We start from the raw sequence: 13,112 nt of genomic DNA, 5'->3' as shown, positions 1-13,112 counted from the left end.
CGTATCGAGCCGCGCCTCCCGTCGCGTCTGACCGACGGGAGGCGCGGGTCGGCGCCGCCCCGCGCCTCCCGTCCGTCACCATGCACCTGGGAGGATGGTCCCATGACCGACGTCACCACCCAGCCCCCGCTCGTCGCCGCCCTGCCGGCGGCGGTCGACGGTGTCGTCGACCCGGACGCCGTGTACGAGGCGTTCGCGGCCTGGGCGGCCGAGGGTGGTCGCCCGCTCTACCCCGCGCAGGACGAAGCCGTGATCGAGCTCGTCTCCGGCGCCAACGTCGTGCTCTCGACGCCCACCGGCACCGGCAAGTCACTCGTGGCCGCGGGTGCGCACTTCGCCGCGCTCGCCGAGGGCAAGCGGAGCTACTACACGGCGCCGATCAAGGCACTCGTCTCCGAGAAGTTCTTCCAGCTCGTCGAGCTGTTCGGCGCCCAGAACGTCGGCATGGTCACGGGCGACTCGAGCGTCAACGCCGATGCCCCGATCGTGTGCTGCACGGCGGAGATCCTCGCGAACCTCGCGCTCCGGCAGGGACCGGACGCCGACGTCGACGTCGTCGTGATGGACGAGTTCCACTACTACGGCGACCCCGACCGCGGATGGGCGTGGCAGGTGCCGCTGCTCGTCCTCGAACGGGCGCAGTTCCTGCTCATGTCCGCGACGCTCGGCGACGTCACGACCATCGCGGACGACCTCTCGCGCCGGACCGGACGGCCCACCGCGCGGGTCACCGGGGTCTCGCGTCCGGTGCCGCTCGAGTACGAGTACGTGATGACGCCCGTGCAGGAGACGGTCGAACGGCTGCTCGAGGAGGGCAAGGCACCGATCTACATCGTCCACTTCGCCCAGGCCGCCGCACTCGAACGGGCGCAGGCGCTCATGTCGGCGCGCGTCGCGTCACGCGAACGCCGAGACCAGATCGCCGAGGCCATCGCCGGGTTCCGCTTCAGCGCCGGGTTCGGGCAGACCCTGTCCCGACTCATCCGGGCGGGCATCGGCGTCCACCACGCCGGCATGCTGCCGAAGTACCGACGGCTCGTCGAGCAGCTCGCCCAGCGCGGGCTGTTGCCGGTGATCTGCGGCACCGACACCCTCGGCGTCGGCATCAACGTGCCGATCCGCTCGGTGCTGCTCACCGGGCTGACGAAGTTCGACGGCACGAAGATGCGGCAGCTGTCCGCTCGTGAGTTCCACCAGATCGCCGGTCGTGCCGGTCGTGCCGGGTACGACACCGAGGGCGACGTCGTGGCCGAGGCGCCGGAGCACGACATCGAGAACGCCCGGGCGGTCGCCAAGGCCGGCGACGACCCCAAGAAGAAGAACAAGATCAAGCGGAAGAAGGCACCGGACGGCTTCGTGTCGTGGGGCCAGGCGTCGTTCGAGCGGCTCATCGCGGCCGAGCCCGAGCCGATGGTGTCGCGGATGCGGATCACGCACGCGATGGTGCTCTCCGTCGTCGCGCGCGGCGGTTCGGCGTTCGAGTCCGTCCGATCGCTCGTCTTCGACAACCACGAGCCCCGGTCGCGGCAGCTCGCGATGGCCCGGCGGGCCCTGACCATCGCACGGACGCTCATCAACGCGCGGGTGATCGAGAAGGTCGACGGGGAGTACCGGCTGACCGTCGACATCGCGCCGAACTTCGCGCTCAACCAGCCGCTCTCGCCGTTCGCGCTCGCGGCGTTCGAGCTGCTCGATCCTTCGTCTCCCAGCTACGCGCTCGACATGGTCTCGATCGTCGAGGCCACCCTCGACGACCCGCGGGCGATCCTCTCGCAGCAGCAGTTCAAGGAGCGCGGCGAGGCCGTGGCCCGGATGAAGCAGGAGGGCATCGAGTACGACGAGCGGATGGAGCTGCTCGAGGAGGTCACGTGGCCCAAGCCGCTGGACGAGCTGCTGACGGCCGCCTACGAGGCCTACGCCGCCGAGCAGCCGTGGGTCCTCGACTTCGCGCTCTCGCCCAAGGCCGTCGTGCGTGACATGTACGAGCGGGCGATGACCTTCGGCGACTTCGTGCGGTTCTACCAGCTCACCCGCTCCGAGGGGCTCGTGCTCCGGTACCTCTCCGACGCGTACCGGACGATGCGGCAGACGATCGCCGACGAACAGCGCACCCCGGAGCTCGACGACCTGATCGAGTGGCTCGGCGAGGTCGTCAAGCAGACCGACTCCTCGCTCGTCGACGAGTGGGAGGCCCTGCTGAACGGTGACGTCCTGCTCGCGTCGGAGGAACACGAGGAGATCGCGCCGCCGCAGCCCTCGCGGCTCACCGGGAACCCGCGGGCGTTCCGGGTGCTCGTGCGCAACGCCCTGTTCCAGCGGGTGCTGCTCGCCGCCGCCGACGACGTCGCCGGACTCGCGGCGCTGGACGGTGCGGCGGGCTTCGGCGAGGACGCGTGGGACGCCGTGCTCGAGGAGTACTACGAGGCGCACGACGAGATCGGGACGGGTGCCGACGCCCGGTCCATGCAGTACCTGGTGCTCGACGAGGCCGGGGCCACCGGGGTGTCCGGGGCGGCGGGCTCAGCGCGCATCTGGCGTGCGCGGCAGATCTTCGCCGACCCCGCCGGCGACAAGGACTTCGGGTTCTCCGCCACGATCGACCTCGACGCGTCGGACGAAGCGGGCGAGGCCGTGGTGCGGGTCACCGAGATCGGGCGCTTCGACGGCTGGTCGGACGTGGACGTCGACTGATGTCGGTGGTGCGCGAGCTCGGCGGCTCCTCGGCCGACGGTGACGTCGCCGCGCTGCAGGACTTGCTCGAGTCGGTGCCGGACTACGCGTTGCGGATCACCGGGTACCCGCCGGGGCCGTCCGACGGGCTGAGCGCGCTGCTCTCGGTGCCGGACGGGTTCGATCCGGCGGGGAAGGTCGGGCTCGGGCTGTGGGAGGGGGAGCGGCTCGTGGCGTTCGCGGACGTGCTGCTCGGGTACCCGTCGCCCTCCGTCGCGTACATCGGGCTGCTGGTCGTCCGAGGGGGCGAGCAGGGTCGGGGGCTCGGGCGGGCGATGCACGACGCGGTCGTCGAGCGGGTCCGTGCGGCGTCGGGGCGCTCGGGTGTGGGCCGCTCGGGCGTGGAGCGCTCGCGCCGTTTGCGCCTCGGGATCGTCGCGTCGAACGCGTCGGTGGCGGAGCCGTTCTGGCGGGCGCTCGGGTACGAGCCGACGGGGGAGGAGAAGCCGTACCGGTACGACCACCTCGTCAGCACGGTCGCGCTCTGGGAACGGCCGCTCTCGGAGCGGCCGCTCTGACGGTCAGAACAGGGTCGCGGGCGGAGTCGCCTCGGGCAGCGCGGCCGGCTCGGTGACCTCGACCCCGGGCCACCCCGGGCCGTGCGGCACCTCGGTGCCCTGCTGGTAGGCGGTCGCGGCACCACGGGCGCGGACGTCCGCAGCCTCGTTCATCTCGTGCCCGACGTGGCCACGGACCCACTCGAACGTGACCTTTCGGCCCTGCAGCTCGGCGTCGAGCTCCTTGATGATCTCGACGTTCAGCACGGGCTTGCCGTCGGCCTTCCGCCAGCCCTTCCGCTTCCAGCCCGCGAGCCACTCGGTGCACGCCTTGATCGCGTACTGGCTGTCGCAGAGGATGTGCAGCGGCTCGCCGGTGTCCTTCGTGGCGCGGAGCAGCTGGAGGACGGCCGTCAGCTCGCCCTGGTTGTTCGTGGCGTTCGGCCACCCACCGGCGGCCCAGCGGTCGTCATCGACGTACCAGGCCCAGCCGGCCGGGCCGGGGTTGCCGAGTGCTGAGCCGTCTGCTGCGGCGACGATCGTCACGGTGGGACCTCCTGCGTGTGGCGAGTGCTGGTCAACCGTAACGGACCGGACCGACCCCCGGCGTCAGCGGTTCGCGGGGGAGATGTTGAGGGTGGCGTCCTCGTTGAGCCACTTGTCGCCGCGGAGCTCGAGGTAGGGGTTCATCCACTCGAACTGCGCCGGGGTGACGCCGAAGCGCTTCGACACCGTGGTGAGGTCGTCCCCGTGCGACACCATGTACCAGGTGGGCGTGCCGTCGACGTCCTTCACGTACCCGTACGCACCCGGGCGGGCGTTTCCCACGGTGACGCGAAGGTCGGGGTAGGGGTTCGGGATCTTCCACGTCAGCTTGCCGACCGCGAGCACGGAGCCGACCCACGGACGGTCCGCGTCGCTGCTGCCGTCGCCGGACGACATCGGCACCAGGACGGCGCTCGCGAGGTAGTCGGGCCGTGCACCGGCGTCGAGCGTGTACGAATCGGGCGGTCCGGACGCGCGATCCCACTGCACGAACCCACGGGCGACCGCGTCGTAGCCGTCCTGGAACCCGGCGACGCGGTGGCGGAACTGGATCGACATCGGCTGCGGGTTCGTCGTCCGGTAGTCCGAGAGGTGCACCGTGAACACGCCGCCGGCATCGGCGGTGACCCGCACGTGGATCGACGTGTCCCCGGTCTTCGACACGACGTCGGTCTCGGCGGCGGCCGTCCCGGCGGGGAGGACCTGCTCGGGGGTCGGGGAGGCGGAGGGCGTCGGTCGCTCGGTGGCGTCCGGTCCCTGCACGGCCAGTCGGGTCGGACTCGGTACCGGATCGGGCCCGCTGAACACCGAGCAGCCGGTCAGTCCGATGGCTGCGACCGCCGACAGCAGCACCACCGCAGTCGTCCGTCCCCTCGTCACCGCTCGTCGCATGATCCCCCTCGTCCCCGGCCGGCGTCGGATCTCGCCTGGCCCGCGGCGATCGTAGCGTGGGGCCGAGGCGCGTTCCGGGCTCGTGACCGGATCGGTACCGATGCTGCGGGATCGAGCGGTCGCCCTCGGGCGTACCACCGGTCGGGTGCGTCGATCGGACCACCGGTCGGGTGCGTCGATCGGACTGCCGGGGGCGTCGCACGGGCAGCGAGGCCCACGGTCGGCGCCATGAGCGACAGCATCCCCGACGTCCCGGGCCCCGAGGACTCCGACGACCGCGCACGCACCGACGCCTTGCGCGAGGCCGCACACCACGAGGGCGCGGACGGCGTCGGAGAGCGTGAGCAGCGCGCGGCCGACACCTCGTACAGCCCGTCGAGCGAGCGGGAGACCGAGGCCTCGCAGACGTCGCAGCGTGATCGCGCCGACCTCGAGGCGGACGGCATCGACCCGTCGAGGATCGTCGCCGCTCCGGGCACGGGCGGCGCCGACGACGCGGGCGACGTCGAGCCGGAGCCCGGCGACCTGCACCTGCCGTGGCAGTCCGAGGAGGACCGTCGGGGCTGAGGTTCCGGGGTACGGATCGCCCAGCCCGCCGGCGTAGCGTCCCGCGCATGCCGGTTCCGTGGATGGAGCGCACTGGTCGGACCCCAGGCGGGGTCGTCGGTGCGTGGTTCAACGTCGTCGTCTGTGCGGCGCTCGTCATCGGATTGCCGCTGAGCGTGCTGAGCCGTGGGCACGACCTCGCGCACATCGTCTTCGCGATCGTCCTGACGGCGATCGCGGTCACCCTGGAGGTCGTGTTCGTCCGGAACCTCCGGCAGCAGATCGAGCGGAGGCGGGGGCGGTGACCGGCGCGACCTGGTTCGGCATCGGCGCGGTCGTCGCGGCGCTGTGGGGTGTCACGATCGCGGTGTTCAACCGGTGGGCGCAGTCCATCGGTGGCGACGAGCTCATGAACGGGAGGCCACTCACCCCGCGGTTCGTCCGGGTGATCGGCATCTTCCTCGCAGTCGTGGGGACCGGGATCGCCGTGGTCGCCTTCAGTGGGCTGCTCCCGACCGGCTGAGCGCGTCAGGACACCGAGTCCGGGTGGGACCCCGTGCGCTGCCCCGACTCGAGCGACGCGATCGCCGCGAGGTCGTCGTCGCTCAGCACGAACCCGTCGACGTCGAGGTTCGACCGGATCCGCGACGGCGTCACCGACTTCGGCAGCACCACCACCCCCTGCTGCACGTTCCACCGCACGAGCACCTGCGCCACGCTCACCCCGTGGGCGTCCGCGATGCCGGTGAGCACCGGCTCGTCGATGAGCCGCCCGCGTCCGAGCGGTGACCAGGCCTCGGTCACGATCCCGTGCTGCGCGTGGAACGCCGTGAGGTCGCGCTGCGGCAGCCACGGGTGCCGCTCGACCTGGTTCACCGCCGGGACCTCGCCCGTCTCGTCGATGAGCCGTTCGAGGTGCGGCACCTGGAAGTTCGACACCCCGACGCTGCGCGCGCGCCCCGACTCGCGCAGCTCGACGAGGGCGCGCCACGTGTCGACGTAGCGGTCGTTCGCCGCGGCCGGCCAGTGGATCAGGTAGAGGTCGACGGTGTCGAGCCCGAGTCGCTCGAGGCTCGCGTCGAACGCCCGCAGGGTCGCGTCGCGCCCCTGGTGGTCGTTCCACACCTTGGTCGTCACGAAGACGTCGTCACGGTCGAGCCCGGAGGCGCGGATCGCCTTCCCGACGCCGGTCTCGTTGCCGTACATCTCGGCTGTGTCGACGTGCCGGTAGCCGGCGTCGAGCGCGAGACCGACCGCCGTCTCGGCCTCGGTGTCGTCGACCTTGTAGACGCCGAAGCCGACGGCGGGGATCGATGCGCCGTCGCGGAGGGGGACTGAGGTGACCATGCACCCATCCTGCCGATCGTGGCGGGGGTGTGCCGCGCCTCCAGGCTGGGCGTCGCACCACGTCATCGACGTGACACCCGTCGATCGACGCACGGGACGTCGAAACACGCGTGTTTCGCGGCTAGGTGGGGATGTTCACCGGCTCCGTGTCGGGGATGGGGCTCGGCTCGCGACCACGCAGGTCGGGCAGCCAGCGCCTCGTGACGAGCGGCAGGACGACGCCCACCGCGGCCATCACGGCACCGACCATCATCCCGCCGGTCGCCCCCTGACTGTCGATGAGGAAGCCGGCGACCGCGGAACCGCCCGCAGCACCGATGAGCTGGCCGGTGCCCATCCACCCGTACGCCTCGGCCGTGTCGGAGAACTTCACCGTCGCCGAGACCGAGCCGAACATGACCGCGAGGGCCGGAGCGATGCCCGCGCCGGCGATGACCAGGGCGAGGCAGAGCCACCAGAAGTTCGTGCCGCCCACGGCCAGCGCGAGTCCGACGAACACGATCGACATGCGCGTCCACAGGGTGTTGCGCGAGATCGGCAGGTGGCCCAGCGTGAGGCCGCCGATGAGCGACCCGACCGCGAACACTGCCAGGACGATGCCGGCGTTCGGGCTGCCCTCGCCGAAGACGCTCGTGACGCTCGCCTCGACCGCGGCGCAGGCCCCGATGAGGAGGAGACCGGTGAGGGTGGCGACGACGACCGACGGCCGCTTCAGGACGACGCCGAACGCGCGCTTCGACCGCGGGATGCGGACGCGGCCGAGCTCGGGGGACGCGATGAACCACGTGCCGCCGACGACCAGGAACACCATCGCGACGACGATCGCCTGGACGGTGCCGACCTGCGTCGCGACGAACGTCGTGATGACCGGGCCGGCGACCCAGATGAGCTCCTGCGCGCTCGCGTCGAGGGAGAAGAGGGGCGTGAGCTGCGACGAGGTCACCATCTTGGGGTAGATGGTGCGCACCGCCGGCTGCACGGGCGGGACGGCGAGGCCGCCCAGGAACCCGACGACCACGTAGGCCCACAGCGGCATGACGAAGAACGCGATGACGGCCATGCTCACGAGCGCGACGAGGCTCGTCAGGACGAGCACCGGCCGCATGCCCCAGCTCCCCATCCAGCGGCTGGTGAGCGGACCCGCGATCGCCTGCCCGATGCTCGTCGTCGCGAGCACGAGACCGGCGGCACCGTACGAGTCGAAGACGTGCTCGACGTGCAGCAGGTAGGCCAGCGACAGCATGCCGAAGGGGAACCGTGCGGTGAGCTGCGCGGCGATGACGCGACCCACGCCGGGAGTCTTGAGGAGGGGGCCGTACGTGCTCACGAGACGAGTGTACGGACCGGACGGACGGCCCTGTCACCCGTCCGGGGGAGGTGTGGACGGCGAGCTGCCCGCGACACGCCGACACGCTGATTCCACACATGTGGATCGATGCTGTCCACGGGTGTGGGGAAGTGTCGGTGGTCCGCTGGAGAATGGCGGAATCACGGGCCTCTCCGAGCTGTTCACACTGTGGAGGAGCTTGTGGAGAACTACACGGCTGTAACACTTCCTCTTGTGGTCGGTGACTCCGCCAGCCACTAGATGTAGTGTGGAGGCATCGCAGCGGCCCCTCCCGGAACCTGCTGCACACAGGCATCAAGACAACCACCACAGCAACAGCAGAACCAGGGGAGATCATGGCCGTCACCGTCTACACCAAGCCGTCCTGCGTCCAGTGCACCGCGACGTACCGGGCGCTCGACAACAAGGGCATCCAGTACGAAGTGCACGACGTCTCCACCGACGAAGCCGCGCTCGAGCACGTCAAGAGCCTCGGCTACCTGCAGGCGCCGGTCGTCGTCACGGACGACGACCACTGGTCGGGCTTCCGTCCCGACAAGATCGCGACGCTCAGCGCCGAACTCGCGTAGTTCGACCCACGTCCGCGGGTGGTGACCCGAGCTCGTTCAGGAGGCTCGGATCACCACCGCAGGACACCCACGGTCCGTCTGTCCGCACCTTCTCATCGGAGGGGCACCATGAGCCGACTGGTCTACTTCTCGAGCGTGTCCGGGTACACCGCACGCTTCGTCGAGAAGCTCGGCCGTGACGCGGACCGGATCCCGCTCTACCCGAACGACCCGTTCCTCCACGTGGACGAGCCGTACGTGTTGGTGCTGCCCACCTACGGTGGCGGCAACGGGCAGGGAGCGGTCCCCAAGCAGGTCATCAAGTTCCTCAACGACGAACGCAACCGCTCGCTCATCCGCGGCGTGATCGTCGGGGGCAACACGAACTTCGGCGAGGCCTACGGTCTCGCGGGGGACGTCATCGCACGCAAGTGCAACGTCCCCGTCCTCTACAGATTCGAACTCTTCGGGACTCCTGACGACGTGTCAGCGGTCAACACAGGATTGGATGCATTTTGGACGCAGCAGTTGCAGACGTCGATCTGACGTCGCCGCAGACGGGGATGGACTACCACTCCCTCAACGCGATGCTCAACCTCTACGACGCGGACGGGAACATCCAGTTCGACAAGGACCGTGAAGCCGCGAAGCAGTTCTTCCTGCAGCACGTCAACCAGAACACCGTCTTCTTCCACAACCTGAAGGAACGGCTCGACTACCTGGTCGAGAACGAGTACTACGAGCGCGAGACGATCGACATGTACTCGCTGGACTTCATCCAGAAGCTCAACGACCTGGCGTACTCGAAGAAGTTCCGGTTCCAGACGTTCCTCGGTGCGTTCAAGTACTACACGAGCTACACGCTCAAGACGTTCGACGGCAAGCGCTACCTCGAGCGCTTCGAGGACCGCGTCGTGATGACCGCCCTCGGCCTCGCACAGGGCAACGAGCAGCTCGCGATCGACCTCGTCGAGGAGATCATCGCCGGCCGCTTCCAGCCTGCGACCCCGACGTTCCTCAACACCGCGAAGGCCCAGCGCGGCGAGCTCGTCTCCTGCTTCCTCCTCCGCATCGAGGACAACATGGAGTCGATCTCGCGCGGCATCAACTCCTCGCTGCAGCTCTCGAAGCGCGGCGGCGGCGTGGCCCTGCTCCTCTCGAACATCCGCGAGGCCGGCGCCCCGATCAAGCAGATCGAGAACCAGTCCTCGGGCATCATCCCCGTGATGAAGCTGCTGGAAGACTCCTTCTCCTACGCGAACCAGCTCGGTGCGCGTCAGGGTGCGGGCGCGGTCTACCTCAGCGCCCACCACCCGGACATCATGCGGTTCCTCGACACCAAGCGTGAGAACGCCGACGAGAAGATCCGCATCAAGACGCTGTCCCTCGGTGTCGTCGTGCCGGACATCACGTTCGAGCTCGCGAAGAACAACGAGGACATGTACCTCTTCTCGCCGTACGACGTCGAGAAGGTCTACGGCATCCCGTTCGGCGACGTCCCGATCTCCGAGAAGTACCGCGAGATGGTCGACGACTCGCGCATCAAGAAGACGAAGATCAAGGCGCGCGACTTCTTCACCACCATCGCCGAGATCCAGTTCGAGTCGGGCTACCCGTACATCGTGTTCGAGGACACGGTGAACAAGGCCAACCCGATCAAGGGTCGGATCAACATGTCCAACCTGTGCTCGGAGATCCTGCAGGTCAACACCCCGACGACGTTCAACGAGGACCTCTCGTACAACGAGATCGGCAAGGACATCTCCTGCAACCTCGGCTCGCTGAACATCGCGCTGACGATGGACTCGCCGGACTTCGGTCGCACCATCGAGACCGCCATCCGCGGCCTCACCTCGGTGTCGCAGATGTCGCACATCACGTCGGTCCGCTCCGTCGAGGACGGCAACGACAAGTCGCACGCCATCGGCCTCGGCCAGATGAACCTGCACGGTTACCTCGCTCGTGAGCGCGTGTACTACGGCTCCGAAGAGGGCATCGACTTCACGAACATCTACTTCTACACGGTGCTGTTCCACGCCCTTCGTGCGTCGAACAAGATCGCGATCGAGACCGGCGAGACCTTCGACGGCTTCCGCGACTCGAAGTACGCGTCGGGCGAGTTCTTCGACAAGTACACCGACCAGGCGTGGACCCCCGCCACGGCTCGCGTCGCCTCGCTCTTCGACAACGCGAACATCACGATCCCGACGCAGGACGACTGGAAGGCGCTGAAGGCGTCCATCCAGGAGCACGGCATCTACAACCAGAACCTGCAGGCCGTCCCGCCGACCGGTTCGATCTCGTACATCAACCACTCGACGTCGTCGATCCACCCGATCGCGTCGAAGATCGAGATCCGCAAGGAAGGCAAGCTCGGTCGCGTCTACTACCCGGCGCCGTTCATGACGAACGACAACCTGGACTACTACCAGGACGCGTACGAGATCGGTGCCGAGAAGATCATCGACACGTACGCCGCGGCGACGCAGCACGTGGACCAGGGCCTGTCCCTGACGCTGTTCTTCAAGGACACCGCCACCACGCGCGACATCAACAAGGCGCAGATCTACGCATGGCGCAAGGGCATCAAGACGATCTACTACATCCGTCTCCGCCAGCTCGCGCTCGAGGGCACCGAGGTCGAGGGCTGCGTGTCCTGCATGCTCTGATCGCTCGCGCGATCATCTTTGGACTGGAGGCGCGGGGCGGCCCCGCACCGCGCCTCCAGTCCGTCACTTAGTCACCATCTCTTGAAGGAAACGTGCGTTGGTCGAGAAGCTGAAGCTCATTGATCGGGTCCAGGCCATCAACTGGAACCGCATCCAGGATGACAAGGACGTCGAGGTCTGGAACCGCCTCGTCAACAACTTCTGGCTGCCCGAGAAGGTGCCGCTGTCGAACGACGTGCAGTCGTGGAACACGCTGACGCCGGCCGAGCAGAAGCTGACCATGCGCGTCTTCACCGGCCTGACGCTCCTGGACACCATCCAGGGCACCGTCGGCGCCGTGTCGCTCATCCCCGACGCGATCACCCCGCACGAAGAAGCCGTCTACACGAACATCGCGTTCATGGAGTCGGTGCACGCCAAGAGCTACTCGTCGATCTTCTCGACCCTCGCGTCGACGCCCGAGATCGACGAAGCCTTCCGCTGGTCCGAGGAGAACCCGAACCTGCAGAAGAAGGCCCAGATCGTCATGGACTACTACCAGGGCGACCAGCCGCTGAAGCGCAAGGTCGCTTCGACGCTGCTCGAGTCGTTCCTGTTCTACTCCGGGTTCTACCTGCCGATGCACTGGTCGTCGCGGGCGAAGCTGACGAACACCGCCGACCTCATCCGCCTGATCATCCGTGACGAAGCCGTTCACGGGTACTACATCGGGTACAAGTACCAGAAGGGGCTCGAGCAGCTCACGCAGGCCGAGCGCGACGAACTGAAGGACTACACGTTCTCGCTCCTGTTCGAGCTGTACGAGAACGAGGTGCAGTACACGCAGGACCTCTACGACGAGGTCGGGCTGACCGAGGACGTCAAGAAGTTCCTGCACTACAACGCCAACAAGGCGCTGATGAACCTGGGCTACGAGCCTATGTTCCCGAAGAACATCACTGACGTGAACCCGGCCATCCTCTCGGCGCTGTCGCCGAACGCTGACGAGAACCACGACTTCTTCTCGGGGTCGGGGTCGTCGTACGTGATCGGCAAGGCTGTGAACACTGAGGACGAGGACTGGGACTTCTGAGTCTGGTCTGAATCGTGGGGGCGCCCCGTTGGCTTCGGCTGGCGGGGCGTTCTTCGTTCGCGAGCACGGTCGCGCATCCGGCCGGATAGGGGGCGCTCATCGAGATTCGTTCCGGACGAGCTATGTGAGACGTGAAGGCTGTGAGCAGCTTCGCTCTGTGTCGCCCTTCTCGCTGCGCTCTGTGTCGCCCTGCGCTCTGTGTCGTGATCGCGTCCCGGTAGCCGATGCACGTCCGGATGTACCGCGCCGACTCGTATGCCAACCTTGAACATATGGGAATCGAACTCGTGGAGCACCGCAGCGCGAAGGACGTGCGCCGGATTCTCGAGGCGCTACCCGAATGGTTTGGTGACGTCGACGCCATCGACAACTACGTAGCGGCGGCGGAGAACGACGACTACGGGAGCCTGCTCGCTGTTGCCCCTGACGGGGTTATTGGCGTTGCACTGACACGACGTCACTTCCGCGAGGCCGCCGAGCTGCACCTCATCGCGGTGCATCCAGAGGCTCGCGGGACCGGTGTCGGGCGGTTGCTCGTCGAGCGCATCGCGTCACGGTTAGCGGTTGATGGTTGCACCCTGCTGTCGGTGCACACGGTCGGGCCGTCCTTTGAGAACGAGCCGTACGCGCAAACACGGGCGTTCTACCGCAGCGTCGGCTTTGTGCCGTTGGAAGAGCGCGACGGACTTGACTGGCCCGGACCCACTCTCATCCTGGTTCGCCCGTTGGTCGTTCAGATGCAACAGGACGGGTCCCGGTAGCCGATCCTTCATCGGGCGGTCTGGAACTCGAAAGCGCTTCCGGCCGGGTATGGGTCGCTTGCGAGGCGCGCGTGGGTCTGGACGTCGAAGCGCTCAGCACCGTAGCGCAGCTTCTGGCGTTCGATGCCTTCTGCCAGGAAGCCGGCTGCTGAGGCCA

The 13,112-nt window shown here is 68.0% G+C and carries 14 protein-coding genes; 10 read left to right on the top strand and 4 right to left on the bottom strand.

All coding sequences use genetic code 11. The features are described 5' to 3' along the window. The first annotated feature begins 102 nt into the window (after positions 1-102). Positions 103-2,691 (top strand): RNA helicase, encoded by a 2,589-nt coding sequence (locus tag HWD93_RS03065; protein ID WP_261646001.1) that lies wholly within the window; start codon positions 103-105, stop codon positions 2,689-2,691. A gap of 5 nt (positions 2,692-2,696) precedes the next feature. After that, complete coding sequence (locus HWD93_RS03060) at positions 2,697-3,248, top strand: GNAT family N-acetyltransferase (protein ID WP_261646000.1); 552 nt, start codon at positions 2,697-2,699, stop codon at positions 3,246-3,248. Between the two features lie 3 nt (positions 3,249-3,251). Here the strand turns inward: HWD93_RS03060 and HWD93_RS03055 are convergent, their stop codons facing one another. Further along, a complete protein-coding gene (locus tag HWD93_RS03055; RefSeq protein WP_070417909.1) occupies positions 3,252-3,773 on the bottom strand; it encodes a ribonuclease H in 522 nt (173 codons plus the stop codon). 63 nt (positions 3,774-3,836) lie between these two features. Further along, on the bottom strand, positions 3,837-4,664 hold the full coding sequence (locus HWD93_RS03050) for a hypothetical protein (RefSeq protein ID WP_261645999.1): 828 nt from the start codon (positions 4,662-4,664) through the stop codon (positions 3,837-3,839). A gap of 228 nt (positions 4,665-4,892) precedes the next feature. Here HWD93_RS03050 and HWD93_RS03045 point away from each other — a divergent pair, with 228 nt between their 5' ends. The 3 genes from HWD93_RS03045 to HWD93_RS03035 are packed head-to-tail and all read left to right on the top strand — an operon-like array spanning position 4,893 to position 5,733. Next, a complete protein-coding gene (locus tag HWD93_RS03045) occupies positions 4,893-5,231 on the top strand; it encodes a hypothetical protein (RefSeq protein WP_070417911.1) in 339 nt (112 codons plus the stop codon). 47 nt (positions 5,232-5,278) lie between these two features. After that, positions 5,279-5,515: a hypothetical protein gene (locus tag HWD93_RS03040; RefSeq protein ID WP_022908468.1), complete on the top strand. Its 237-nt coding sequence runs from the start codon at positions 5,279-5,281 to the stop codon at positions 5,513-5,515. After that, positions 5,512-5,733, top strand: a complete 222-nt coding sequence (locus tag HWD93_RS03035; protein ID WP_070417913.1) for a hypothetical protein — start codon at positions 5,512-5,514, stop codon at positions 5,731-5,733. Before HWD93_RS03040 ends, HWD93_RS03035 begins: the two co-directional genes overlap by 4 nt. Before the next feature lie 5 nt (positions 5,734-5,738). Here the strand turns inward: HWD93_RS03035 and HWD93_RS03030 are convergent, their stop codons facing one another. After that, complete coding sequence (locus HWD93_RS03030; protein WP_261645998.1) at positions 5,739-6,557, bottom strand: aldo/keto reductase; 819 nt, start codon at positions 6,555-6,557, stop codon at positions 5,739-5,741. A gap of 121 nt (positions 6,558-6,678) precedes the next feature. Next, positions 6,679-7,884: an MFS transporter gene (locus HWD93_RS03025; protein WP_261645997.1), complete on the bottom strand. Its 1,206-nt coding sequence runs from the start codon at positions 7,882-7,884 to the stop codon at positions 6,679-6,681. A 356-nt stretch (positions 7,885-8,240) separates the two neighbouring features. Here HWD93_RS03025 and nrdH point away from each other — a divergent pair, with 356 nt between their 5' ends. The 5 genes from nrdH (at position 8,241) to HWD93_RS03000 (ending at position 12,955) form a co-directional block, all read left to right on the top strand. Next, entirely contained in the window at positions 8,241-8,474 is a 234-nt protein-coding gene (nrdH, locus tag HWD93_RS03020) for a glutaredoxin-like protein NrdH (RefSeq protein WP_022904483.1), read from the top strand. 108 nt (positions 8,475-8,582) lie between these two features. Continuing rightward, a complete protein-coding gene (gene nrdI, locus HWD93_RS03015) occupies positions 8,583-8,999 on the top strand; it encodes a class Ib ribonucleoside-diphosphate reductase assembly flavoprotein NrdI (protein WP_022906556.1) in 417 nt (138 codons plus the stop codon). A 17-nt stretch (positions 9,000-9,016) separates the two neighbouring features. Next, on the top strand, positions 9,017-11,122 hold the full coding sequence (gene nrdE, locus HWD93_RS03010) for a class 1b ribonucleoside-diphosphate reductase subunit alpha (protein WP_083295195.1): 2,106 nt from the start codon (positions 9,017-9,019) through the stop codon (positions 11,120-11,122). Positions 11,123-11,219: 97 nt separating this feature from the next. Further along, on the top strand, positions 11,220-12,194 hold the full coding sequence (gene nrdF, locus HWD93_RS03005; RefSeq protein ID WP_071303048.1) for a class 1b ribonucleoside-diphosphate reductase subunit beta: 975 nt from the start codon (positions 11,220-11,222) through the stop codon (positions 12,192-12,194). Between the two features lie 236 nt (positions 12,195-12,430). Further along, positions 12,431-12,955: an N-acetyltransferase gene (locus HWD93_RS03000; RefSeq protein ID WP_261645996.1), complete on the top strand. Its 525-nt coding sequence runs from the start codon at positions 12,431-12,433 to the stop codon at positions 12,953-12,955. The last annotated feature ends 157 nt before the right edge of the window (positions 12,956-13,112 follow it).

This window comes from Curtobacterium sp. C2H10, assembly GCF_025407985.1.
In the GTDB taxonomy this organism is placed as follows: domain Bacteria; phylum Actinomycetota; class Actinomycetes; order Actinomycetales; family Microbacteriaceae; genus Curtobacterium.
The sequence above is the reverse complement of the archived record's forward strand: the minus strand, read 5'-3'. Positions and strand labels throughout refer to the sequence as shown.

Excerpts from the sequence above, each read along its gene's own strand:
- HWD93_RS03065 (WP_261646001.1), top strand. The coding sequence starts at position 103 with ATGACCGACGTCACCACCCAGCCCCCGCTCGTCGCCGCCCTGCCGGCG.
- HWD93_RS03050 (WP_261645999.1), bottom strand. The coding sequence starts at position 4,664 with ATGCGACGAGCGGTGACGAGGGGACGGACGACTGCGGTGGTGCTGCTG.
- HWD93_RS03045 (WP_070417911.1), top strand. The coding sequence starts at position 4,893 with ATGAGCGACAGCATCCCCGACGTCCCGGGCCCCGAGGACTCCGACGAC.
- HWD93_RS03040 (WP_022908468.1), top strand. The coding sequence starts at position 5,279 with ATGCCGGTTCCGTGGATGGAGCGCACTGGTCGGACCCCAGGCGGGGTC.
- HWD93_RS03030 (WP_261645998.1), bottom strand. The coding sequence starts at position 6,557 with ATGGTCACCTCAGTCCCCCTCCGCGACGGCGCATCGATCCCCGCCGTC.
- nrdH (WP_022904483.1), top strand. The coding sequence starts at position 8,241 with ATGGCCGTCACCGTCTACACCAAGCCGTCCTGCGTCCAGTGCACCGCG.
- nrdI (WP_022906556.1), top strand. The coding sequence starts at position 8,583 with ATGAGCCGACTGGTCTACTTCTCGAGCGTGTCCGGGTACACCGCACGC.
- nrdE (WP_083295195.1), top strand. The coding sequence starts at position 9,017 with ATGGACTACCACTCCCTCAACGCGATGCTCAACCTCTACGACGCGGAC.
- HWD93_RS03000 (WP_261645996.1), top strand. The coding sequence starts at position 12,431 with ATGTACCGCGCCGACTCGTATGCCAACCTTGAACATATGGGAATCGAA.